The organism is Enterobacter dykesii (assembly GCF_008364625.2).
In the GTDB taxonomy this organism is placed as follows: domain Bacteria; phylum Pseudomonadota; class Gammaproteobacteria; order Enterobacterales; family Enterobacteriaceae; genus Enterobacter; species Enterobacter dykesii.
Window position 1 is genome coordinate 3,662,744 of sequence record NZ_CP126604.1, and the last position, 22,585, is coordinate 3,685,328.

The 22,585-nt window shown below is 57.3% G+C and carries 16 protein-coding genes and 3 tRNA genes; 6 read left to right on the top strand and 13 right to left on the bottom strand.

Annotated elements, in window-relative coordinates:
• Positions 1 to 48: 48 nt before the first annotated feature.
• Positions 49 to 1,254: a cysteine desulfurase CsdA gene (gene csdA, locus F0320_RS17385; protein ID WP_126329659.1), complete on the top strand. Its 1,206-nt coding sequence runs from the start codon at positions 49 to 51 to the stop codon at positions 1,252 to 1,254.
• The gene (gene csdE, locus F0320_RS17390) at positions 1,254 to 1,700 is read left to right on the top strand and encodes a cysteine desulfurase sulfur acceptor subunit CsdE (protein ID WP_047060010.1); all 447 of its coding nucleotides are present in this window, start codon (positions 1,254 to 1,256) and stop codon (positions 1,698 to 1,700) included. Before csdA ends, csdE begins: the two co-directional genes overlap by 1 nt.
• Here csdE and tcdA read toward each other — a convergent pair.
• Positions 1,691 to 2,497 carry a tRNA cyclic N6-threonylcarbamoyladenosine(37) synthase TcdA gene (tcdA, locus tag F0320_RS17395; RefSeq protein WP_006811804.1) on the bottom strand — a complete coding sequence of 269 codons (807 nt, stop codon included), beginning with the start codon at positions 2,495 to 2,497 and terminating at the stop codon, positions 1,691 to 1,693. The genes csdE and tcdA overlap by 10 nt on opposite strands.
• 75 nt (positions 2,498 to 2,572) lie before the next feature.
• The gene (mltA, locus tag F0320_RS17400) at positions 2,573 to 3,670 is read right to left on the bottom strand and encodes a murein transglycosylase A (protein WP_023333261.1); all 1,098 of its coding nucleotides are present in this window, start codon (positions 3,668 to 3,670) and stop codon (positions 2,573 to 2,575) included.
• A 208-nt stretch (positions 3,671 to 3,878) separates the two neighbouring features.
• On the opposite strand from mltA, the gene F0320_RS17405 reads away from it, so the two are divergent.
• From F0320_RS17405 to F0320_RS17415, 3 genes are all read left to right on the top strand, one after another.
• Positions 3,879 to 3,955: transfer RNA gene (locus tag F0320_RS17405), tRNA-Met, on the top strand.
• Between the two features lie 44 nt (positions 3,956 to 3,999).
• A tRNA-Met gene (locus tag F0320_RS17410) sits at positions 4,000 to 4,076 on the top strand.
• 44 nt (positions 4,077 to 4,120) lie between these two features.
• A tRNA-Met gene (locus F0320_RS17415) sits at positions 4,121 to 4,197 on the top strand.
• Between the two features lie 87 nt (positions 4,198 to 4,284).
• Here the strand turns inward: F0320_RS17415 and amiC are convergent.
• A complete protein-coding gene (gene amiC, locus F0320_RS17420) occupies positions 4,285 to 5,538 on the bottom strand; it encodes an N-acetylmuramoyl-L-alanine amidase AmiC (protein ID WP_029740496.1) in 1,254 nt (417 codons plus the stop codon).
• A gap of 227 nt (positions 5,539 to 5,765) precedes the next feature.
• On the opposite strand from amiC, the gene argA reads away from it, so the two are divergent.
• Positions 5,766 to 7,097 carry an amino-acid N-acetyltransferase gene (argA, locus tag F0320_RS17425; RefSeq protein WP_047650238.1) on the top strand — a complete coding sequence of 444 codons (1,332 nt, stop codon included), beginning with the start codon at positions 5,766 to 5,768 and terminating at the stop codon, positions 7,095 to 7,097.
• 34 nt (positions 7,098 to 7,131) lie between these two features.
• Here the strand turns inward: argA and recD are convergent, their stop codons facing one another.
• From recD to lgt, 10 genes are all read right to left on the bottom strand, one after another.
• Positions 7,132 to 8,952, bottom strand: coding sequence for an exodeoxyribonuclease V subunit alpha (gene recD / locus F0320_RS17430; RefSeq protein ID WP_126329661.1), 1,821 nt, complete (start codon positions 8,950 to 8,952; stop codon positions 7,132 to 7,134).
• Entirely contained in the window at positions 8,949 to 12,491 is a 3,543-nt protein-coding gene (gene recB / locus F0320_RS17435; protein ID WP_126329663.1) for an exodeoxyribonuclease V subunit beta, read from the bottom strand. Before recB ends, recD begins: the two co-directional genes overlap by 4 nt.
• On the bottom strand, positions 12,488 to 15,370 hold the full coding sequence (ptrA, locus tag F0320_RS17440; protein WP_126329665.1) for a pitrilysin: 2,883 nt from the start codon (positions 15,368 to 15,370) through the stop codon (positions 12,488 to 12,490). Before ptrA ends, recB begins: the two co-directional genes overlap by 4 nt.
• Positions 15,371 to 15,508: 138 nt before the next feature.
• Positions 15,509 to 18,883, bottom strand: coding sequence for an exodeoxyribonuclease V subunit gamma (gene recC / locus F0320_RS17445; RefSeq protein WP_126329666.1), 3,375 nt, complete (start codon positions 18,881 to 18,883; stop codon positions 15,509 to 15,511).
• A 12-nt stretch (positions 18,884 to 18,895) separates the two neighbouring features.
• Positions 18,896 to 19,219 carry a prepilin-type N-terminal cleavage/methylation domain-containing protein gene (locus tag F0320_RS17450; RefSeq protein ID WP_059446909.1) on the bottom strand — a complete coding sequence of 108 codons (324 nt, stop codon included), beginning with the start codon at positions 19,217 to 19,219 and terminating at the stop codon, positions 18,896 to 18,898.
• Positions 19,204 to 19,605, bottom strand: a complete 402-nt coding sequence (locus F0320_RS17455) for a DUF2509 family protein (protein WP_126329668.1) — start codon at positions 19,603 to 19,605, stop codon at positions 19,204 to 19,206. The genes F0320_RS17450 and F0320_RS17455 overlap by 16 nt, the downstream gene beginning before the upstream one ends.
• Entirely contained in the window at positions 19,602 to 20,162 is a 561-nt protein-coding gene (locus tag F0320_RS17460) for a prepilin peptidase-dependent protein (protein ID WP_126329670.1), read from the bottom strand. Before F0320_RS17460 ends, F0320_RS17455 begins: the two co-directional genes overlap by 4 nt.
• On the bottom strand, positions 20,153 to 20,617 hold the full coding sequence (locus F0320_RS17465) for a prepilin peptidase-dependent protein (protein WP_126329751.1): 465 nt from the start codon (positions 20,615 to 20,617) through the stop codon (positions 20,153 to 20,155). The genes F0320_RS17460 and F0320_RS17465 overlap by 10 nt, the downstream gene beginning before the upstream one ends.
• Before the next feature lie 184 nt (positions 20,618 to 20,801).
• Entirely contained in the window at positions 20,802 to 21,596 is a 795-nt protein-coding gene (gene thyA / locus F0320_RS17470) for a thymidylate synthase (RefSeq protein WP_014885081.1), read from the bottom strand.
• Positions 21,597 to 21,602: 6 nt separating this feature from the next.
• Positions 21,603 to 22,478, bottom strand: coding sequence for a prolipoprotein diacylglyceryl transferase (gene lgt, locus F0320_RS17475; RefSeq protein WP_023309046.1), 876 nt, complete (start codon positions 22,476 to 22,478; stop codon positions 21,603 to 21,605).
• Positions 22,479 to 22,585 lie beyond the last annotated feature (107 nt).

The following is a 22,585-nucleotide window of genomic DNA, read 5'->3' on the forward strand; positions in this document are numbered from 1 at the left end:
CTGCCGCTGAAATTGCGCGACGATCGCTATATTGAAATGAGGAATCCCATGAACGCTTTCAGTCCTGCGCAGTTCCGCGCACAGTTTCCGGCCCTGGCCGATGCCGGTATTTACCTGGATAGCGCCGCCACCGCCCTTAAGCCACAGGCGGTGATTGAGGCCACGCAGCAGTTCTACAGCCTGAGCGCCGGGAACGTGCATCGCAGCCAGTTTGCCGAAGCGCAGCGATTAACCGCGCGCTACGAAGCCGCACGCGATCAGGTCGCGCGCCTGATCAATGGCGAAAGCGGGAAAAACATCGTCTGGACGCGCGGCACGACCGAAGCCATCAATATGGTGGCCCAGTGCTACGCGCGCCCGCTGCTTCAGCCGGGCGATGAGATCGTCGTCAGCGAGGCGGAACATCACGCCAACCTGGTGCCATGGCTGATGGTGGCCGAGCAAACGGGTGCGCGCGTGGTGAAACTCCCGCTAGGTGCAGACCTTCTGCCCGACGTGGCCCGTCTCCCCGAGCTGATTACCCCCCGCAGCCGCATTCTGGCGCTCGGACAGATGTCGAACGTCACGGGTGGTTGCCCGGACCTGGCTCAGGCCATTCGTATCGCCCATGCCAGCGGGATGGTGGTGATGGTCGATGGCGCTCAGGGCGTGGTGCACTTCCCCGCCGATGTGCAGGCGCTTGATATCGATTTCTATGCCTTCTCAGGACATAAGCTCTACGGGCCAACCGGTATAGGAGCGTTGTACGGCAAGCCAGAACTGCTGGCAAAAATGACGCCGTGGCTCGGTGGCGGCAAAATGATCACCGAAGTGTCGTTCGATGGCTTCAAAACTCAGGATGTTCCCTATCGCCTGGAGGCCGGTACGCCGAACGTGGCGGGGGTGATTGGCTTAAGCGCGGCGCTGGAGTGGCTGGCAGAAACAGACATCGTTCAGGCTGAAAGCTGGAGCCGGGGGCTGGCGACGCTGGCAGAGGAAGAGCTCAAAAAGCGCCCGGGCTTCCGCTCGTTCCGCGTTCAGGACTCAAGCCTGCTCGCCTTTGATTTTGCGGGCGTTCACCATAGCGACATGGTGACACTGCTGGCCGGGTACGGCATTGCCCTGCGTGCCGGACAGCACTGCGCCCAGCCGCTGCTGGCGGCGCTTGGCGTTAACGGTACGCTGCGCGCCTCGTTTGCGCCGTATAATACCCAAAGCGATGTCGACGCGCTGGTTGCCGCCGTTGACCGCGCCCTTGAAATACTGGTGGATTAATGACTAGCGCTGCTTTAGCCGGACATCCGTTTGGCACGGTCATCACAGAAGAGACCTTAAGACAGACCTTCGCCCCGCTCCAGCAGTGGGAAGATAAATATCGACAGCTGATCCTGCTGGGTAAACAGCTCCCTGCCCTTTCAGACGATCTTAAAGCGCAGGCGAAAGAGATCGCAGGCTGTGAAAACCGCGTCTGGCTGGGGGTGAGCGTCTCCGGCGAGAAGCTGCACTTCTTCGGCGACAGCGAAGGCCGCATCGTCCGGGGCCTGCTGGCCGTATTGCTGACCGCTGTGGAAGGGAAAAGCGCGGCGGAACTGCTGGCGCATTCGCCGCTGGCGTTATTTGATGAGCTTGGGCTGCGCGCGCAGCTCAGCGCCTCGCGCGGTCAGGGGCTGATCGCGCTCAGCGACGCGGTACTGGATGCCGCACGTCAGGCTCAGGCCTGACGTTCCGCTTTCGCCATCATCTTCTTCAGGGCGTGAGACACCGCCACAAAGCCAAAGGAGGCGGTCACCATGGTGGCCGCACCAAAACCTGAGGCGCAGTCCATTCGTTTTGGCCCTTCCGCCGTGCTTTTCATCGCGCAGACTGAGCCATCCGCCTGCGGGTAGACCAGCGCTTCGGTCGAGAATACGCAGTCGACGCCCAGCTTGCCTTTGCTGTTCTTCACCACGTTAAAATCGCTCTTCAGGCGCTCACGCAGCTTGGCCGCCAGCGGATCCTGGATCGTTTTCGCCAGGTCGGCTACCTGGATCTGCGTCGGATCGATTTGCCCGCCCGCACCGCCGGTGGTGACCAGCGGCACCTTGTAGCGACGGCAGTATGCGATCAACGCCGCTTTTGGCCGCACGCTGTCGATGGCGTCAATCACATAGCTGTAGCCTTTGCTCATGTATTCAGCGACGTTATCGGCCGTCACAAAGTCGTCGATCACCGTCACGCGGCACTCCGGGTTGATCAAACGGATACGCTCCGCCATCACCTCGGATTTTGCCAGGCCGACGTTATCGCGCAGGGCGTGGATTTGACGGTTAGTGTTGGTGACGCAAACGTCATCCATGTCAATCAGCGTGATTGCGCCAATACCGGTTCTCGCCAACGCTTCTGCCGCCCACGACCCCACACCACCAATGCCCACGACGCAGACGTGCGCATCCGCAAACAGCTGCAGGGCTTTTTCACCATATAAACGTGCCGTCCCGCCAAAACGCTGGCGCCAGGCGTCGCTGATTACCACAGACATAAAACCTCAGATGTAAAAAGGGTGAGGTTTTCCTCACCCTGAACAGTAATCCGTATTGCGCTCAGAATACCACAATCAGCCGCTGAATACGTTTCCGGCACCCGGCGCCGCCTTCAGTACCCACACGCGTCCGTAGTGGTTATACCAGCCCGCGCGATGGCCTGCGTCAGGGCCAATGCCCTGATAGATGTCGAAGTGCTGGCCTTTGATCGCCCCGCCGACATCCAGCGCCACCATCAGACGCAGCTCATACTGACCGTTGAACTTGCCGTTATTGTCCAGCAGAGGGACCTCAGCCAGCAGCGTGGTGCCTGCAGGAATAATCGAACGATCCGATGCTACCGACGCGCGGCCAATCAGCGGAACCGCGCTGGCCCCTTTGACCGGCGCGAAGTTTTGCGGTTTGAAGAAGACGAAAGACGGGTTCTGCTCCAGCAGCTCGCGCACCTCGGCTTCGCTGTGTTTCTCGCCCCACTCGCGGATCGCCTGCATCGACATGTCTTCTTTCTTCACTTCGCCGCGATCGATCAGTACCTTGCCAATACTGCGGTAGGCGTGGCCGTTTTTACCGGAATAGCTGAAGAAGTTAAGCGGTGAACCGTCGCCAAAATCAATGTAGCCGCTGCCCTGAACGTCCATGATGAAGTTATCCATCAGGGAGTTGCTGTAGGCCAGAACGTAGTTTTCGCTCAGCGCACCGGCGTAGATCTCAGCGCGCGACGGCAGACGACCGCGTTTTGGCGGCATGCGGTAGATAGGATACTGGAACTCGCCCTGACGCGAGTGCCGTGCCTGAATAACCGGGGTGTAGTAGCCGGTAAACTGGACGTTGCCGTAGTTATCGGCCCCTTCCATCTGCCAGGCGTCGATACCAAACTGGCGCATGTTGCGCGTATCGCCGCCTGCTTTCAGCCAATCCTGGACCGCGCTATAAACACTGTTCTGTGAGCTATACAGACGCGGCGACGCGTTGCGGATCTGGTAGACCTGCTCGGAGAAATCACCGGCATTAATCGGTGCGCCGACGGCATCAGGCTGATTAACTAAAGAGAAAGGCTGGGATAACTTCCCGTCTTTATACTGTTGACCGCGATCGGTCGGTTTGGAAGAACAGGCCGCAAGAATCGCTACCATTGCGCCCGCCATCAGATACTTCGCCCAACGTCCTTTCATTATATCTCGTCTTTAAGTTGCCCATTTCCGCGTGATGAAGATAACAAACCGACAGGGCTAATGAAATGCGATCGCATGCCCTTTGGCAAATTTTGCGCAAAAAATAGTCCAAACAGCCCCATGTCGTTCAATTTGCATACAAAATCATGATAAATGTGAAAAAGGGGTTGCATCACAAACCTATCCGAGTATAGTGCGCATCCACGGACGCGGGGTGGAGCAGCCTGGTAGCTCGTCGGGCTCATAACCCGAAGGTCGTCGGTTCAAATCCGGCCCCCGCAACCAATTAAAATTTGATGAAGTACCTTCTACGACTGTAGAAAGACGGACGCGGGGTGGAGCAGCCTGGTAGCTCGTCGGGCTCATAACCCGAAGGTCGTCGGTTCAAATCCGGCCCCCGCAACCAATCAAATTTGAAGAAGTAAGTTTCTACACGAGTAGAAAGACGGACGCGGGGTGGAGCAGCCTGGTAGCTCGTCGGGCTCATAACCCGAAGGTCGTCGGTTCAAATCCGGCCCCCGCAACCAACACTTCTAAAACAATAAACACCCTTAAGGGTGTTTTTTTGTATCTGTCTTTTGTGAATTTGCCGGGCGTGTACCCGGCTGAAAGATTTACCCGCGTCGCGCCAGCGTCGCCCCGTCAGAGAAATACGCCCGTATCCCCGCCAGAATCGACTCCGCAACCTCCTGCTGGAATTTTGCCGTCTTGAGCTTACGCTCCTCTTCGACGTTACTGATAAACGCGGTTTCGACCAGGATGGACGGGATATCCGGTGCCTTGAGTACTGCAAACCCGGCCTGTTCAACGCTATTTTTATGCAGCTTATTAATGTTGCCCAGCTTGCCCAGCACCGCTTTACCAAACTTCAGGCTGTCGTTAATGGTCAGCGACTGCACCATATCGAACATAGTGTGGTCGACGTAGCGGTCGCCGCTTTTGCTCACGCCACCAATCAGGTCAGAGGCGTTCTGAGAGTCCGCCAGGAATCTTGCTGCGGTACTGGTCGCGCCTTTAGTTGAGAGCGCAAACACCGACGAGCCGCTTGGCTGGCGGCTGGTAAAGGCATCCGCATGGATCGACACGAACAAATCGGCGCGCTGCTTCTGCGCTTTCGCCACCCGGACCTTCAGCGGAATAAAGATATCTTCATTGCGCGTCATATAGGCGCGCATATTGCCTTCTTTATCAATCAACGCCTTCAGGCGGCGTGCAATTTGCAGCACCACGTCTTTTTCACGCGTGCGGTATTTCCCCACCGCGCCGGAGTCTTCGCCGCCGTGGCCGGGATCGAGCATGATCACAATCGGACGATCCCGCCCTGCTTTCCCGGGCTGCGGACCGCTTTGCGCAGGCGGCACCTGACGCTGAAGATCGCCCTTGTTGTAGTCCTCCAGCAGAGCGAGAAGCGGATCCTGGATATCCGTTGCGTTGGCCGGGTAGAGATCCATCACCAGGCGCTCTTTAAAGGTCGCGACGGGCGCCAGGGCGAACAGCTGCGGCTTAACGTTCTGTTTAAGCTCAAACACCATGCGCACGGTTTGCGGATCGAACTGCCCAACGCGCGCTGATTTAATAAAAGGATCGTCGCCGCGGATCTGCGCCGCCATCCCCTTCAGCACGGAGTTGAGGTTAACGCCTTCGAGATCCACCACCACGCGTTCCGGGTTGCTGAGGGCAAATTGCTTATATTTCAGCACGCGATTGGATTCGACCGTCACGCGCGTATAGGTCGACGACGGCCAGACGCGCACCGCCACCACCTGACTCGTGGCGGCAAGACCGACCTGACTGACGCTAAGCAACCACATTGCCCCGGCCCCTTTTAACAAACGGCGGCGGCTTATTGCTGAATTGGATCCCGACATGCTTCTCCCGAGCAAGAACACTGACTGATATACAAAATGTCCAAATTGACCGAAAACTTTAACGAATGACGCATAAACTGTCATCTATAAAAGGGTAAACAATCATACGCTAACGCACGGATTACTTACCAATTTCTGTGGGTCGCGGAAAATTTGCACTTGCACACGCGGTCACAATCGAATAAAAATACAGAAATTACGAATAAACATTCATTAAGGGTTGTGCCATGGTGAAGGAACGTAGAACCGAACTGGTCCAGGGATTCCGCCATTCTGTTCCCTATATCAACGCCCATCGGGGAAAAACGTTTGTCATCATGCTGGGTGGCGAAGCCATTGAGCATGAAAATTTTTCCAGCATCGTCAATGACATTGGCCTGCTGCACAGCCTCGGGATCCGCCTGGTGGTGGTTTATGGCGCGCGTCCGCAGATCGACGCCAACCTGGCCGCTCACCACCACGAGCCGATTTACCATAAACATACCCGCGTCACCGATGCCAAAACCCTGGAGCTGGTGAAACAGGCGGCGGGTCTGCTACAGCTGGATATTACCGCGCGTCTCTCCATGAGCCTGAACAATACGCCGCTGCAGGGCGCGCATATCAACGTCGTGAGCGGCAACTTTATCATTGCCCAGCCGCTCGGCGTGGACGATGGCGTGGATTACTGCCACAGCGGCCGTATCCGTCGTATTGATGAGGAAGCTATTCACCGCCAGCTGGACAGCGGTGCCATCGTGCTGATGGGCCCGGTCGCCGTTTCCGTGACCGGCGAAAGCTTTAACCTGACGTCCGAAGAGATCGCCACACAGCTGGCGATCAAGCTGAAGGCGGAAAAAATGATTGGGTTCTGCTCCTCCCAGGGCGTCGTGGACGACGAAGGAACGATCGTGCCGGAACTCTTCCCGAATGAAGCCCAGGCCCGCGTGGAAGCGCTGGAAGCCGAAAGTGATTACCACTCCGGCACCGTCCGCTTCCTGCGTGGCGCCGTGAAGGCCTGCCGCAGCGGCGTGCGCCGCAGCCATCTGATCAGCTATCAGGAAGACGGGGCCCTGCTGCAGGAGCTGTTCTCCCGCGACGGTATTGGTACGCAGATTGTAATGGAGAGTGCGGAGCAGATCCGCCGCGCCACCATCAATGACATCGGCGGCATTCTGGAGCTGATCCGCCCGCTGGAACAGCAGGGCATTCTGGTGCGTCGCTCACGCGAACAGCTGGAGATGGAGATCGACAAATTCACCATTATTCAGCGCGATAACCTGACCATTGCCTGCGCCGCGCTCTATCCGTTCCCGGAAGAGAAGATCGGTGAAATGGCCTGCGTGGCGGTGCATCCTGATTACCGTAGCTCTTCACGCGGCGAAATGCTGCTTGAACGCGTAGCGGCACAGGCTCGCCAGATGGGGCTGAGCAAGCTGTTCGTTCTGACGACGCGCAGCATTCACTGGTTCCAGGAGCGCGGATTCACGCCGGTGGATATCGATTCTCTGCCGGAAACGAAGAAAGAGATGTACAACTATCAGCGTCGTTCAAAGGTGCTGATGGCTGACCTGGGATGATACGACGCCCTCACCGTCCGGCGAGGGCTTTCGTTCAGAGGGTCTCAAATATCGCGCCCAGCCCGCTGCGGCGTTCCGTTCGGGTGGCGATCGCCTGCACCAGCACCCGTTCATCGGCATACAGCGACAGGCGCTGACGCGCGCGCGTAATGGCGGTATAGATTAGCTCGCGGGTAACGACGGGTGAAAGCTGCGTGGGCAGGATCAGCGCCGCATGGTTAAACTCGGAGCCCTGGGATTTATGCACCGTCATTGCCCAGGCAGTTTCATGCTCGGGCAAACGACTGGGCTGGAAGGACTTCACGCTCCCGTCCGGCATCTGGAACCAGACGCGCAGGCCCTGACCGCAGTCGAGCGCAATCCCGATATCCCCGTTAAACAACCCCAGCGCGCTGTCGTTGCGGGAGATCATCACCGGCCGACCTTCATACCATCGCGAGTGCGGGTTACGGTTAATTTTGCGTTTTTGCACCAGCAGCTGTTCCAGCCTGTCGTTCAAACCCCGGACGCCAAAGGGGCCTTCCCTCAGCGCACAGAGCAGCTGGTATTCGCCAAACGCGGCAATGACCTGCTCCGGCGTACGTTGCTGTTGTACGCCCGTCAGAAAGTGCTGGTACCCCTGCAGGGCGTCGTCCAGCATCGCCTGATACTCTTCCCCGCTTTGCAGCGATCTTTTCTCAATATCCGTAAAGGTACCGTCAAATACCGCTGTGGTGGTGCGGCGGTCGCCCCGGTTCACTGCCGCCGCAAGCTGGCCGATGCCGGAGTCGCTGCCGAAACGGTAGCTTTTTTGCAGCAGACACAGGCTGTCGCGCAGCGCCCCTGCAAGCGAATGGTTTTCAGACGTGAGCGAACATCCGGTGAGACGGGCTAACTCCTGCGCGCGTTCCGCGGTATATCCCAGGCTGGCATAGGTGCAGATATCCCCCAATACGGCCCCGGCCTCAACGGAGGCAAGCTGGTCGCGATCGCCGAGGAAAATGACGCGCGCGTGAGGCGGTAGCGCATCGATCAAACGCGACATCATCGTCAGGTCAATCATCGACGCTTCATCCACGACCAGCACGTCAAGGTGCAGTGGGTTACCGGCATGATAGCGCAGACGCTGGCTACCCGGCTGTGCGCCTAGCAAACGGTGCAGGGTGCTGGCTTCATTGGGGAAAAGCGCAAGCTGCTCCCCGGTCAGCGCCAGTTTTTGCAGCGCGCCGCCTAACGATTCCGTCAGACGTGCCGCCGCTTTACCGGTGGGGGCCGCCAGGCGAATACGGCACTTTTGCTCACCCGATAGCTGAATCAGCGCGGCAAGCAGCTTTGCCACGGTGGTCGTTTTCCCTGTGCCCGGGCCGCCAGAAATCACCGAGATCCGTCGCGTTAAGGCCACGGCTGCCGCCACTTTCTGCCAGTCCGTCGCGTCGTCAGAGATAAACAGCGCATCCAGCGTTTGCCGGAGCTTTACTTCATCGCAGGGAAGCGGGGCGTTGGTCTCGCTGAAGAAGCGCGCCACCGTCAGTTCGTTACGCCACAGCCGGTTAAGATACAAACGCTCGCCGACAAGGATCATCGGCGTCCCGGTATCGGCTCCGCTCACGGCAGGCGAGCCGAGTAATATCCCCTGCCAGTCCACTGCGTCACCCAGCAGCGCGAAACACGCCTGTAAAGCCGGTGGCATTTTCTCATCCACCGCCAGACGCGACAGCGGCAGACATACGTGCCCCTCTCCCGCGTCTTTGCTCAGAATGGCGGCGGCAAGCATGACGGCAGGCTCCTCGCCTGCCACCATCATGGCGAACTGCACATCCAGGTGGCGCAGTAATCGTTGTTCAACCGCGTCCAGCAGTAGCGCCTGCATCGTCATGCCACCTCCTCCGTGCTTGCAGCAAACAGGTTATCCATTTTTTCAATCAGTTCCGCAGACGGACGCGTGCTAAAGACGCCGGAACGCGGGTCGTTTGCATCCACTCCGCGCAGGAACAGGTAAATGACGCCGCCAAAATGCGTTTCGTAGCGGTAATCGGCCATGCGATGGCGCAGGTAACGGTGCAGCGCCAGGGTGTAAAGCTGGTACTGCAGATCGTAGCGATGCATTTGCATGGCAGAGGCCATCGCGTCCTGGGTGTAGGCCTCGCTGCTTTCACCCAGCCAGTTTGATTTGTAATCCAGCAGGTAATAGCGCCCTTCGTGGCGGAAAACCAGGTCGATAAAGCCTTTGAGCATCCCCTGTACCTGGCGGAAATTCAGCGGCGGGCACCCGGCAGATAACGGATCGTACTCGCGGATCAGCGCATCAAGCGCCTCGGCCCTGAGCGGGCTGGCGATGGGGAGATAAAACTCCATCTCCACCTGCTTATCTTTGGCGGTCAACTGGTTCAGGGAGATCCCCTGCGTCGTGAGCGGCGCGTTCAGTACCGCGCGGATCCAGTCGGTAAGAACCGGCTGCCACTGTGCGTCGTAACCACCGCTCTGTAACATCTTCAGCACCCACTCTTCGGATACCGGCTGGGTAAAATCCAGCTCTTCAAACAGGCTGTGCAAAAACGTGCCCGGCGAGGCGCCACGCGGGAACTGGTGCGGCGTAAGCACCGGCTCAGCGGGTACGCTACCGGCTCCTGCGGCGTCCACGTCCAGTTTTGGCATCAGATCCTGCGCAATACTCTGCCCGTGCTGTTGTAGACCGGAGTAGCTGGTGACGCGCCAGTCGTCGGCAATGGTACGCACAACCTTGCGGGCATGGAGCTCTGACTCACGCAGCTCCGGCATCTGCCAGCGGCTGTTGTCGGGCTGCGACGGAATATGCAGGGCAATATGCTCCGTGCAAAGCGATGCGATGCACTGGCGCAGGCCCGCCGCGTCTTTGGGTTCGCCGTGCTGAATAAGCCGCCCCAGCGCGCTCAGATGAAAATCGCTCTCCCCGGTCTTTTCGCCACGGCGACGGAACAGCGGCGCAACGCCCAGGCTGCAGTGCCAGACCGAACGGGTCAGCGCCACGTAAAGCAGGCGCAGGTCTTCCGCCAGACGCTCGGCTTCGGCCAGCTCAACGCTGGACTCCGCGTTGCTGAGATCGAGCACCGCCTCAAAAGACTCGCGATCGTGGTAAAAGGCCTGATCCTGCACGCGATAATTGGCGATAAACGGCAGCCAGACCAGCGGATATTCCAGGCCTTTCGACTTGTGAATGGTGACGATCTGCACCAGATGTTTATCACTCTCAAGGCGCATCTGCTGGCTGGACGAATTACTGTTTGGGTCGGCAATCTGCTGCGCCAGCCAGCGCACCAGGGCGTGTTCGCTCTCCAGCTGCGTACCGGCTTCCTGCAGCAGTTCGCTGATATGTAAAATATCGGTCAAACGGCGCTCGCCGCCTGCTGTCGCCAGCATATTCTCCGCAATGCGGCGCTGCGCCATGAGCTCGCGCACCATCGCCATGACTCCACGCTTCTGCCATTTTTCGCGGTAGCGAACAAACTCTTCTACCACGGCATCCCACGCGGCTTCGTCATTGTTGAGCGCATCGATATCCCGCGCGTTCAGCCCGAGCATCGCGCTCGCCAGTGCGCTACGCAGCGTGCTTTCCCGCTCCGGAGCCAGCACGGCCTGCAGCAGCCATAGCATCTCCTGCGCTTCCAGCGTTTCAAAGACGCTGTCGCGGTTTGAGAGGTAGACGGAGGGAATATTTAGTAACGTCAGGGCGTCGCGGATGAGCGCGGCCTCCTGACGGCTGCGCACCAGCACCGTGATATCAGATGCCTTTACCGGGGCAGGTTTATCCCCCTTCCACAGCAGCGCTTTACCGTGCGCGCCCGCGCTGAGCCAGTCGCGGATTTGTGCGGCACAGTGCTGGGCCATGGCATTTTGATAGTCGGCAACGCCGCAGCCTTCCCCGTCCAGCAGCCAGAAGTTCATGGCAGGCTGCGTCTCGCCGTTGAACTCGAAGCGCAACGAGGCATTTTTCTCGGCGAACTTTACCGGCTGAAACGGGATCTCACGGAACATAAACGCCGTATCCATGCGGCTGAAGAGCGCGTTGACGCTTTCCACCATGCCGGGAGAGGAGCGCCAGTTGATATCGAGCGTGTAGTGCGCGTCAACCTCGCTGCGGGCTTTCATGTAAGTGAAAATATCCGCACCGCGGAAGGCGTAGATGGCCTGTTTCGGATCGCCGATTAACAACAGCGCGGTACCGGGCTGCTGGCGCCAGATACGGCGGAAAATGCGGTACTGCTGAGGGTCGGTATCCTGAAATTCGTCGATCATCGCCACCGGGAAGCGGGTGCGAATCGCGGCGGCAAGCGCTTCGCCATTTTCACTGCACAGCGCCGCATCGAGGCGGCTCAGCATATCGTCAAACCCCAGTTCACCCCGGCGGCGTTTCTCACGCGCGACGGCGTCGCGAATTTCCGTCATGGCGCGGGTAATCATCAGATCGTTGAGCGTTAAGGGCTCAGCCAGCAGGGTTTCAATCGCCACAAACAGAGGATGCTCAGGCACAATGCCGTCGGCTTTGGTCCGCTCAACAAGGAAACGCCGGGAGAATTTCTCCAGCGCGTCCGGGAGCTGGTAGCCTCGCGTTTCTTCCTGCGCCCAGGCGCTGATCTTGTCGATCCATTTCCCCTGATTGCCACGGTTAAACTTGCGACGGTCAATCCCGGAGTTTTCGATGATGGCGTCAATCTCGCCAACGGACTCAATCCATTTTTGCTTGATATCGGCAATTCTCGCGATGATTTTTTCATGGCGTGAGGCCAGGGTTTCATCCGCTGGCGGCGGGGATTTGATGACCGGTGCTTCACCCTGCAGATAACGATCGATAGCGCGCAGCAGCGCCTCCGGGCCCTTCCACAGCGCATGTACCGCTTCGGCGATATCGCGCTGTAACGGGTAGCAGTGGCGACGCCAGAAATCCGCGCAGGCCTGATAGCGAAGCACGGATTCATCTTCAATGAGCTGCTGTTCAAACAGCATTCCGGACTCGAACGCATTCAGGCTCAGCATACGCTGGCAAAAACCGTGAATGGTGAAGACGGACGCTTCATCCATCTGCCGTTCAGCGAGGAGCAGCCACTGGGCTGCCTGTTGCTTATCGGCAATCTCTTCCAGAAGGCTCGCGTAGAGAGGGTTATCCGTGCTCTGACGCAGACAGGCGATGCGCAGCTCGTGGATATTGCTGCGAATACGGCCCCGCAGCTCAGCGGTGGCAGCCTCGGTGAAGGTGACCACCAGCAGCTCTTCCACGCTCAAAGGGCGTGGAAAAGCGGCGTTGCCGCCAAGCCCCAGCAGCAGACGCAGGTAAAGGGCGGCAATGGTGAAGGTTTTTCCCGTTCCCGCTGAGGCTTCAATCAATCGTTCACCCTGCAGAGGTAAACGTAAGGGATCAAGGGACTCAGCGGTATCGGTCATTCTTTCTTACTCCAGGGCATAGATTGCTGCAGCGCGCTGACGCTCTTCCAGACTTTCCAGCCTTTCGGGTTTACGTACTCCGTTTTCCCGTTCTGGCTACCGGAAACCTGAGACAGGATGGTGATTCCCTGCGGCTTAATGACCGCCTGATGGAAGAAGTCGGCAACCTTCTGCGGCGTCAGCTGTTTTATCTCGGCCACTACTTTATCACGCGAATCAAATTTCAGATTACCGCGATCGAAATCTTTGCTCAGCTGTGACGCTTCTTCACCCAGCGTCTGCGGCGGCTGCATCACCTGGGCGATGACGGCCTGCTGGATCTGCGCAAACTCTTCCGGCTTCATGGCGCGCAGTTTTGCTTCCACCTGCGGGAAGAAGGCCTGGTAACGCTTCCAGAGATACGCCGGCTGTTTATCGCTGCTTTGCAGCAGGAAACCCAGCCCCCACTGTCGGCCTACGTTCATGGAGAAGGCAAACACCGCGTAGCCAAGCTGCTCCTCAGTGCGCAACTGGTTATAGAACCACGGCTGAATAATTTGCCCCAGAACGGCACTCTGTGCCGAGCTGGCGAATTCATCATAGCCCGTTGGCACAAATACCGCGGCCAGCGCGGAATCCGTGCTGTTACCCGCCTTTTCAAAAGTCACGTTCTGTTTTTTCTCAACCAGCACGTCCTGGTTGCGGCACCACTCGTCGCCTTTCGAACCGAGCTGAGCGCGCACATTCTCCGCCAGGGTTTTGGCCTGATCCACACTCATGTTGCCGACGATCAGGAACTCCGGACGCGTGTTGGTTTTCAGCGCATCGCGGTACGCCAGCACGTCTTTTAAGGTGATCGAAGGCAACAGCGCACGGCGATCCTCTCGCTGGAAATAAGGAACTTGCGACAGCATTTGCGCCGGCATAAGCGCCAGATCGTAAGCTTTGCCCTTCTCCGCAGAGTCCATCATCTGCGCATACCATGATTTGGCCTGCTCAAGCTGCTCTTCCGTCGGCGTGTAGCTGAAATACCCTTCCAGCAGGGCCTGGAACAGCTGAGGCAAACGCTGGGTATAGCCGTTTGCATTGAGCATCAAACCGTTGTTGGCGTTGGTGGAGAAGCTGATGCCGCCCACGGCCGCCTGGTTGCTGAGCTGATCGAGCGCAATCCCTGCGAGATAGTCATTGAGCGCGAACATCACCTGATTTTTAGCGCTGTTCATCGCTTTCGGGTTACGCAGCACCACGCTGACATCGGCCTTTGGCTCGCTTGCGAAATAGCGGCTAGGGGTATACACCACGCGCAGCGTCGGCTCATCAACGATGAGCGCCGGGTGCGGATAATCTTGAGTCGTTTTGATCAGCGAGAAGTCATCCGGAATATAGGGGTTCAGCTCCGGCAGCTTTAACGCAATCTCCCCGGCCTGCTTCTGCCAGTCGGCGAAGGTCTGCGCGCTGATTTTATCCACCTGATAGGGGGCATCGACAAAATACGCCGTCTTGTTATGCGGTTCGTTCGGGCTGATGTACCAGATGCGGGCATTCTCCGGCGTCATCATCGCAAGGCGGGCTTTTACCGCATCGGCATCATAGCGGTCGGCAATATTGACCGCATCGAGGGTGTGTTCCACCGGCACGCGGATCATGGTATCCGCCAGCCACTCAACGTAATCCATGTCGCGGGTAATGGACGGGTAACGGAAATCGAGATCCAGCACGTGCGCGAGCTCATCAAAGTAGCGCTTATCGACGCCTTTCTCACGCAGTAAAGAGAGGTAGCTGAAGATCGCCGCCACCACTTCATCACGGTTTGCCAGGCCTTTGTCGGTCAGGGTGGCGGAGATCGCCAGCACGCCGCTATTGCCGTTTACAACTGGATCGGAATCGGCGCGAATACCTTCCACCAGCCCCTGTTTTTGCAGCCAGTCAGAAAGCGTACCCGGGCTGCGGTTACCTATCAGGTAGGTCACCAGCTCATCGGTTTTACTGCGAAACTGTGCGGTGTTGTTATCAATGCGGAACTCCACGCGCAGCACTTTGCGCGGCAGCGCCGGCACGTAGTGGATAACGATCCCTTTTTGCGCGTCCGTGACCACCGGTACGTCTATCTGCGGCAGATCGATATTTTTATTCGGCACCCGGCCAAACGTTTTAGCCGCCATGCCGGCCAGTTCTGGCAACGGTTTATTGCTGTAGATGACCGCTTTCATCAGGTTAGCGGAGTAGTATTTATCGCGAAACGCGTGCAGGGCATCAAGCACCGGGCTGTTCGGTTTGTCGCTTAACGTCTCCAGGTTACCGCCGGAGAAACGCGAACCCGGGTGCGCAGGGTTGATGGTTTCAGCGCTGACCTGGGCCATGCGCATACCGTCTCGCGTGCGGGCAAGGGTCAGCTCGGCATTGACGGCATTGCGTTCACGGTCGGCATATTTTTTATCCAACAGGGGGGCGGCGATGGAATCAGCAAGGCGATCGACCGCGCCTTCCAGCGCATCATTTTCGACTTCGAGATAAAAGGCCGTGCGGTACGGTGCCGTACTGGCATTGTGGCTGCCGCCATGCATTTTCAGAAATTCGGACAGGCTATCCGGCTGCGGGTATTTTTTTGACCCCATCAGCGTCATATGTTCCAGATAGTGTGCAAGCCCAGGATGCGCGTCAGGATCTTCCAGCGATCCAACCGGCACCACTAATGCCGAGAGGGACTTCACCGCCTGCGGATCGGAAACCAGCAGTACGGTCATGCCGTTATCAAGACGAATAGCCTGATATTGACGGGTATCTTTTTCGCTTTTACGAATAGTTTCCTGAACGGGTTGCCAACCGGAGTCTGCCTGAGTGACAGGTGCCCAGAGGGCGACAAACAAAACAAACGCTTTAAACAAGGTGCTGCCTGGCATTACGACCTCTTTATCACGGCTACATCATTAACAAATTGCGTGCTGGACACGCCAACATCTCTTTATTGGGTACATCAGTCCGTGATAAGAAGTGCATCATAAATGAACACCCTATGCTGCGCAATTTTTATACAGCGCTCAGGACTGATTATATTTAAACAACGGCAGCAGGTAGCGCTGCGCCTCTTCCGTGATGGCCTCAAAGTACTCTGGCTCAAGCGTTCGCCATAAGCGCTGATACCAGACATCTTCACCTTCGCCCCGCACCATCATGTTTCCTTCGTAGGCCTGCATAAATTTACTGCGCGCTTTCTGCAGTGACGCCTCATCCGTTAACATCGCATCATTCTGCGCGTCATAACAGGCTTTTATCCAGGCACCGCCGCTTTCCGGCAGCAGCAGGAGCGGTTTATTCATTCCCTGACGGTAGCCTTCAATGTACATAGACAGATAACCTAACGCCTGCTCTGCTTCCATCGGCGGGAAGCGCCATTCGCCCTCTTTGCGCACGAATATCCGACTTTCACCTTTATGACCATCCGCACTGTAGACAAGATGTTCCAGCCAGAGTTGCAAACCCTGTGAAACGCTAAGCATAGAAGGCCGCCAGCGCAGCAGCCCGTCCGGCTGAACCTGGGTTAACCAGCCCGTAAGCTCTACGCCATTGCAGTTGAGATCGATTTCAATACTTTTGCCCGGCTGCCGGCACGCTCTTACGCGCTCTGCCAGGGCGGTCATCTCCTGACACTGCGCCTCCCAGACAATTTCCCCGAACGCCCCATAGGGCAGCTGCCCTGCAGCACGATAGCGGCGGTAAAGTCTGTCAGCATCTTCTTCTTCAACCAGCGCATTCAGCAGTTGGAGGTTTAGCTGATAGCGCTCCAGCCCTTCCAGCGTAAAAGGCTCTGCATCAGGAATTTCACTCTCTTCAGAACGGAAGTTGACCTGCAATCGCTGCTGGAAGAAGGCGCGCACCGGATGCGCCCAAAACCGCTGAAGCTGTTCGAAGGTCAGGGTATCGACAGGGCGCGGGTCAAGCTCCTGAATGAAATCGGTATGCGCATTCCCCTCCTTTTTCGCCGCCGGTAGCCACTCCTGCGCATAGCTCTGGCGCTCGCTGGGCGTATAGTTCACCGGGTCAAACGGCATGCGGCTGTGGAAACAGGTGATATGGGCTTTCACCCTCTTCTCGCTTTCATCGCAGTTGCGCTCTTCATCCCCAGGCAGATAGTGACTCTGGCCGATATAGTCCACCAGCTCCTGCACCAGAACAGAGGGAAAACGCTCGCTGTTGTCCTGAATGGAACGGCCGATATAGCTGATATAGAGCTTACTCTGGGCGGAAATGAGCGCCTCAAGGAAGAGGTAACGATCATCATCGCGGCGGCTACGGTCACCCCGTTTTGGATCTGCGCTCATCAAATCGAACCCCAGCGGTGCCAGCGCGCGCGGATAGACGCCGTCGTTCATGCCAAGCAGACAGACCACTTTAAACGGGATAGAACGCATTGGCATCAGGGTGCAGATATTGATGGGGCCAGCAAGGAAACGCTGGCTGATTCGCTCCTGATCGAGCCGCTGCGTTAGCTCATCTCTCAACAGCGAAAGCGGGATGGCCTCCTGATAGTGGGAGTTCACGCCTTCATCGATGATCGCCTGCCACTGCGTTTCAATCAGTGCCATTGCCGCTTCGGTGTCACTGTCTGGCAGGAAGAAATCATTTAGCAATGCCCTGCAAACCGGGAGCCACGCTTCAAGCGGACGCGGCTGCATCAGCTCGTGTCGCCAGCGGTTAAGCTGCATCAGGAGTGACGCTAAATGCCCCACCAGTTCAGCAATTAACCCGCTGGACTCATCGTAAGGCAGCACCTCATTCCACTCGCCCTGGCTGCTCTCCATGGCGTAGCCCAGCAGCATACGCGTCAGGCCAAAACGCCAAGTATGCTGCCCGGTAGGAGGAAGTTCGAACTCCTGAACGTTATCGTCATCGATCCCCCAACGAACGCCAGATTCGTTCACCCACTGACGAAGGTAGCGCAGCCCCTCTTCAGTGATGCTGAAGCGTGCAGCCAGCACGGGAACATCCAGTAACGCCAGGACATCTTCGGAGATAAAGCGGCTATCCGGCAGTGAAAGCAGAGTGATAAAGGCCTGCAGTGCCGGATGCGACTGGCGGGCACGACGGTCAGAGATAGCGTAAGGCAGATATCGCTCGCCCGTCGCACTACCAAAGACAGCCTGAATGAAGGGACTGTAGCTGTCGATATCCGCCACCATCACCACAATATCGCGTGGCGTCAGTTCGGGATCGTCCTGCAGCATCGCCAGCAGCTGGTCGTGAAGCACTTCGACCTCACGCTGAGGGCTATGGCAAACATGGATCGTGACGCTGCGATCGTCAGCATCCAGCTTGCGCTTGCTGTCGCTACGTTCGAATTCTTTCGCCGTCACGCCCATCACGGCACGGTTTTCCAGATCGAGGATATCCAGCTGAATATGATGCAGCAGGCTATCCGGGGTAATATCGACAAAGGCATCCACGTCGCCTTCGCCTGATGAAGTGATGTCTGAAAGCATGTGAATGTAGTCACGCCCCAGCTTCCCCCACGAGGCAAGCAGTGGATTGGGCAGGTTCTGGATACCGTCTTCATCAAAAAGCTGACCGGCAGTCGAGCCGTCTTTAAACAGCGGGACGGAACGTTCTTCAAAAAGACGCTTTCGCTGGCGAGTTACCAGCCGCGCAAGCCAACGTTCGTCGAGTATATCCCCCCAATACTGTCGGCAAGGGTTGGTGAACAAAATATGGATATCAATATGTTTACCCAGCGCGTTCAACGCCTTCAGATAAACAGGCGGTAATGCGGATATCCCGCAGATAAAAACGCGTGACGGCAGTCGGGCCGGGCGCTCCGGGGCATTCTCGAGTATTGAGATAAACCGCTCGTACAGGTTGGCACGGTGCCACTTAGGCTGCCCAAGTTTCTCCGTGTGTTCTACCAGCGCTTTCCACAGCGGTGCCTGCCATATTTGCGCCTCCGGTAGCCCTTCAACCAACTCGCCCGCTTCCCAACGAATTAACCAGTCAGAACGGTAAACAAGGTATTGGTCGTAGAGATCGGCGGTGCGCGACGCCAGCTGGAACAACTTGCGCTTATAGTTATCGTCATTGAGGTAGTGGCGCAGCATGGCGAATTCATCGTGCTGCAGCATTTCCGGCAGCAGCGCCATGAGCTTCCAGCTCATGCCTTGTTTGTTGAAGGCGCTCTGCTCCGGGATGTCCGGTAACACGCGCACAAACATCTCCCAGATAAAGCTCGCGGGCAGCGGGAAATCAATATTTGCGGCTATGCCAAATTTACGGGAAAGCGACATTTGCAGCCACTGTGCCATACCGGTGCTCTGCACCAGCACCATTTCAGGCTCAAAAGGATCGTCAAGCCGCTCGTGCTCTACGATAAATTCCATCAGCGCTTCCAGCACATCCAGACGATTTGAGTGGTAGACCCTTAACATAAACGCTCCCGACTACTGGCTAACCGGGCAATGCAGACGCGTTATCTCACCGCGCCGCCCCAGAGGAGAAATAAGTGTGACCGTGATGCTGACACATCCTGCGTGCGTTGTCTGCCCCCGACTGGCCTGCCAACCTGCCGGGAGAACATTTGTTGAGAGCTGAGACTGATTCCAGGCATGGTGCCAGAGCTGGCGATACTGGTTAAACAGGGTGAACCGCGCCGCCAGCGCCCGGTGATAACCCGACAGAGCCGTCACGACGATCACCAGCAGCATCATCGCCAGCAGTACCTCAACCATGCTAAACCCTTTTTCTCTGCTCACGGCAGCTGACATAACGCACTCTCCTTAAGGGGACAAAAATCACTCCAGCCGTGAGGCGAAAAGCGAACATTCCCGTCGACAATCTCTCCTGCGCGCCAGAGCAGCAGGTAGCTGTCTCCGGCAATCAGTAACACACGCGCTCCATTCAACTGGCGCAAACACACTCGCCACGCCGGTGTCATTTTGCACTGAACCTGTGGCTCCGACGACCAGCTCTGAACTCGTCCCCACTCAAGCGCGGACTGCACCGTCGCCTGCTGCTGAATCGAACTTTTCTCACCGCCAACGAGCGCGCTAAAGGTTGTGAGCTGCTGATTGAGACCGGTGAGGATCAGGGTACCGAGCACCAGTAAAAGCAGAACCATCGCCAGCGAAGACATGCCGCGTTGACGATTCACAGGTTGTACCCCGTGACCGTATACAACGCCTGCCAGGGCTCCCCCTGCTCGCCTTTACGAATCGCCGCCAGTTCGATATTCACCTCTGGCGCAAAACCGGCATGTTCAACTGTCCTCACCACAAAATGCGTGATCGCTAGCCTGTCAGGGTCCGTGAGCTTTTCCCATCCTTTTCCTTCACAGGAGGTCGCTCCACGCTGGGTTTCAAGCGCACCAGACTCCAGTCGAAAACCAGTGCTGTCATTTTCTGATGAGCTGTTATCCCAGCTGCCGTTACTGTTGGCATCCCACCGCACAATGACGCAACCTCCAAGCCTCGCGGTCACCAGCGCCTGTCCCTGACAGTTTCCCGCGCAGTACCCTGCACGCTGAAGCTGTTTGCCCAGGGCAAACAGGTGGTGCCAGACCTCTTCCTCCAGTTGTCTCTGGCCAGATTGCCCTAAGACCGCCCGCTGCAAGCCGGGTAAAAAACGCGATGCGCATATCAGCAGGAGGCTGCTAATCGCCGTGGCAATCAGAACTTCAGTCAGTGAGAAACCTCGCTGCTTCATCGACATGAACCTCCCGCAGAGACCTTACACATCCTGATGCGTCCTCCATTTGAGACAATAATCAGCCATTCTCCTGCACGGCTCTGAACGCGTATCCGCCCTGCCCATGCCGTATCCTTTAATCCATAGAACGCGAGCGACGGCGTGACCTCGCCGATCGCGACCTCAGGCCAGAGTGGTATCAGCACAAAGGGACTGCCCTTCTCACAGCCTTGCGCGGCAGAGCTCACCAGACAGTCCCGCCCCCCCACCCGCCGACGGGTAATTTGATGGTCGCGGTTGTAGCGGTTGGCATGATTGCGCAGAAACAGCAGGTAATCTCGTACCTGACTGGCGGTTTGCCACAGCCGCTGCTGCCGCTGCCAGCTGTCCCAGCCGTAAAGCCCTGAGGCGCTGAGGATAACGACAAGCGAAATCGCGACCAGCGTTTCGATAAGCGTAAAACCGTTCTCTTTTTTCATACCGGGAGTGTGGCGAAGCGCGGTGAACATGACGAGCGACGGATCCTCGTTTTACGAGGCATTATCCGGAGAATCAGGAGTGTTGCAGCGCGTTGCACGCTTTCTGGATAGCGCTTCGGGAAACGGGATAAAGGCGAAAAAAAACCGGCGCTAAAGAGCACCGGTTGTGTCACGCTTTATCGCATCAGATAGCGACAGGCGCTTTGATGCCCGGATGCGGGTCATAACCCTCAATCTCGAAATCATCAAAGCGGTAATCGAAGATTGATGCCGGTTTGCGCTTGATAATCAGCTTCGGCAGCGCACGCGGTTCGCGGGTCAGCTGGAGATGCGTCTGTTCCATATGGTTGCTGTAAAGATGGGTGTCCCCACCGGTCCAGACAAAATCGCCCACTTCCAGATCGCACTGCTGCGCCATCATGTGGACCAACAGCGCATAGCTGGCAATGTTAAACGGCAGGCCGAGGAACACGTCACAGGAGCGCTGATAGAGCTGGCAGGAAAGCTTTCCATCCGCCACATAGAACTGGAAGAACGCGTGGCACGGTGCCAGCGCCATTTTATCCAGCTCGCCGACGTTCCAGGCGGAAACGATGATTCGGCGCGAGTCCGGATCGTTTTTCAGCTGGTTCATCACGGTGGTGATCTGGTCAATATGGCGACCATCAGGCGTTGGCCAGGCGCGCCACTGCTTGCCGTAAACCGGGCCCAGGTTGCCATTTTCATCTGCCCACTCGTCCCAGATTGAGACGTTATTTTCGTGCAGATACGCAACGTTGGTATCGCCTTGCAGGAACCAGAGCAGTTCATGAATGATCGAGCGCAGGTGGCAGCGCTTTGTCGTCACCAGTGGGAAGCCTTCTTGCAGATTGAAGCGCATCTGGTGGCCAAAAATAGAGAGCGTACCGGTGCCGGTGCGGTCGTTTTTCGGCGTGCCCTCGTCGAGCACTTTTTTCATCAATTCAAGATACTGTTTCATGGTTCCTCAGGAAATTTGTTGCTGTGGACGACGACGATACGCCCAAATCATCATAATGGCACCCGCGACAATCATCGGAATGGAGAGGATCTGCCCCATGCTGATGTACTGTACCCATTCGCCGGTAAACTGTGCGTCAGGCTGACGGAAGAACTCGACGATAATACGGAATGCGCCGTAGCCGATCAGGAACAGGCCGGAGACAGCGCCCATCGGACGCGGTTTGCGGATAAACAGGTTGAGGATGATAAACAGCACCACGCCTTCCAGCGCCAGCTCGTACAGCTGAGACATATGGCGCGGCAGCACGCCGTAGGTATCGAAAATGGACTGCCACTCCGGATGTGATGGCAGCAGCGCGATATCTTCTGCGCGGGAGCCCGGGAAGAGCATCGTATACGGCACGCTCGGGTCGACGCGGCCCCACAGCTCACCGTTGATAAAGTTGCCCAGACGGCCAGCGCCGAGACCAAACGGGATCAGCGGTGCGATAAAATCTGAAACCTGGAAGAAGTTGCGTTTGGTGCGTTTGGCAAAAATCACCATCACCAGGATCACCCCAATCAGGCCGCCGTGGAAGGACATGCCGCCGTCCCAGACGCGGAACAGATAGAGCGGATCGTTCAGGAATACCGGGAAGTTATAGAACAGCACGTACCCAATGCGGCCACCGAGGAACACGCCGAGGAAACCCGCATAGAGCAGGTTTTCAACTTCGTTTTTCGTCCAGCCGCTGCCCGGACGACTGGCGCGACGGCCGGCAAGCCACATGGCAAAAATGAAGCCCACCAGGTACATCAGACCGTACCAGTGAAGCGAAACAGGTCCTACTGAGAAAATGACCGGATCAAATTCCGGAAAATGCAGATAACCACTGTTCATCTGTCACCACAAGATGTTGTTATTCCGCTGAAAGTGGACAGCGGTAGAAATGCGATTCTGCCGTAAGCAGAGGCTCCAAAGTTGCGAATCATAGCACAAGGCGGGCG

Coding starts and splice junctions, on each gene's coding strand:
- recD (WP_126329661.1), bottom strand. CDS start 8,952: ATGACGATGCAGGCGCTACTGCTGGACGCGGTTGAACAACGATTACTG.
- recB (WP_126329663.1), bottom strand. CDS start 12,491: ATGACCGATACCGCTGAGTCCCTTGATCCCTTACGTTTACCTCTGCAG.
- tcdA (WP_006811804.1), bottom strand. CDS start 2,497: ATGTCTGTGGTAATCAGCGACGCCTGGCGCCAGCGTTTTGGCGGGACG.
- csdE (WP_047060010.1), top strand. CDS start 1,254: ATGACTAGCGCTGCTTTAGCCGGACATCCGTTTGGCACGGTCATCACA.
- thyA (WP_014885081.1), bottom strand. CDS start 21,596: ATGAAACAGTATCTTGAATTGATGAAAAAAGTGCTCGACGAGGGCACG.
- F0320_RS17460 (WP_126329670.1), bottom strand. CDS start 20,162: ATGTCGATGAAGCAGCGAGGTTTCTCACTGACTGAAGTTCTGATTGCC.
- lgt (WP_023309046.1), bottom strand. CDS start 22,478: ATGAACAGTGGTTATCTGCATTTTCCGGAATTTGATCCGGTCATTTTC.
- F0320_RS17465 (WP_126329751.1), bottom strand. CDS start 20,617: ATGAAAAAAGAGAACGGTTTTACGCTTATCGAAACGCTGGTCGCGATT.
- amiC (WP_029740496.1), bottom strand. CDS start 5,538: ATGTCGGGATCCAATTCAGCAATAAGCCGCCGCCGTTTGTTAAAAGGG.
- recC (WP_126329666.1), bottom strand. CDS start 18,883: ATGTTAAGGGTCTACCACTCAAATCGTCTGGATGTGCTGGAAGCGCTG.
- ptrA (WP_126329665.1), bottom strand. CDS start 15,370: ATGCCAGGCAGCACCTTGTTTAAAGCGTTTGTTTTGTTTGTCGCCCTC.
- mltA (WP_023333261.1), bottom strand. CDS start 3,670: ATGAAAGGACGTTGGGCGAAGTATCTGATGGCGGGCGCAATGGTAGCG.
- argA (WP_047650238.1), top strand. CDS start 5,766: ATGGTGAAGGAACGTAGAACCGAACTGGTCCAGGGATTCCGCCATTCT.
- F0320_RS17450 (WP_059446909.1), bottom strand. CDS start 19,219: ATGTCAGCTGCCGTGAGCAGAGAAAAAGGGTTTAGCATGGTTGAGGTA.
- csdA (WP_126329659.1), top strand. CDS start 49: ATGAACGCTTTCAGTCCTGCGCAGTTCCGCGCACAGTTTCCGGCCCTG.